Annotated in this window: 1 protein-coding gene; it reads left to right on the top strand. The window is 64.2% G+C overall.

From position 1 onward, the window contains the following. Window positions 1–927: non-reducing end alpha-L-arabinofuranosidase family hydrolase (locus C1A38_RS30395; protein ID WP_286047613.1), on the top strand; the 927-nt coding region annotated here is incomplete at its 5' end. Window positions 928–979 lie beyond the last annotated feature (52 nt).

Below are 979 nucleotides of genomic sequence, written 5' to 3'. Positions count from 1 at the left end.
ACTCCGCCGCCGACGGGCACCTGCAACCTGCCGTCGTCGTACCGGTGGTCGTCGACCGGCGCGCTGGCGCAGCCGAGGTCGGGTTGGGTGTCGTTGAAGGACTTCACCCACGCGCCGTACAACGGTCAGCACCTGGTCTACGCGACCACGCACGACACGGGTACGACCTGGGGTTCGATGAACTTCGGCCTGTTCTCCAACTGGAACCAGATGGGCTCGGCCAGCCAGAACCAGATGCCGTTCGCGGCTGTCGCGCCGTCACTGTTCTACTTCGCGCCGCGCAACATCTGGGTGCTGGCGTATCAGTGGGGTGGGCCGGCGTTCTCGTACCGGACGTCGACGAACCCGGCGAATGTGAACAGTTGGTCGGCGCATCAGACGTTGTTCACCGGCAGCATCTCGAATTCGGGTACCGGTCCGATCGACCAGGCGTTGATCGGTGATGACCAGAACATGTACCTGTTCTTCGCCGGTGACAACGGTCGGATCTACCGGGCGAGCATGCCGATCGGGAACTTCCCGGGCAGCTTCGGGTCGAACTACACCACGATCATGACCGACACCACGAACAACCTCTTCGAGGGTGTGCAGGTGTACAAGCTGCAGGGTCAGCAGCGGTACCTGATGCTGGTGGAGGCGATCGGTTCGCAGGGTCGTTACTTCCGGTCGTTCACCGCGACGAGTCTGGGTGGGACGTGGACGCCGCAGGCGGCCACCGAGAGCAACCCGTTCGCGGGCAAGGCCAACAGCAACGCGACCTGGACCAACGACATCAGCCACGGCGAGTTGATCCGCTCCAACGCCGACCAGACCATGACCGTTGACCCGTGCAACCTGCAACTGCTGTACCAGGGTCGTGCCCCGAACTCCGGCGGCGACTACGGCCTGCTGCCCTACCGTCCGGGCGTGCTCACCCTGCAACGCTGACCAGGTGACACAGTCCCACCGATGACGTAGGACCGGGCGGGCTCGGCAACAG

The organism is Verrucosispora sp. ts21, from assembly GCF_002879555.1.
Classification (GTDB): Bacteria; Actinomycetota; Actinomycetes; order Mycobacteriales; family Micromonosporaceae; genus Micromonospora; species Micromonospora gifhornensis.
The sequence above is the reverse complement of the archived record's forward strand: the minus strand, read 5'-3'. Positions and strand labels throughout refer to the sequence as shown.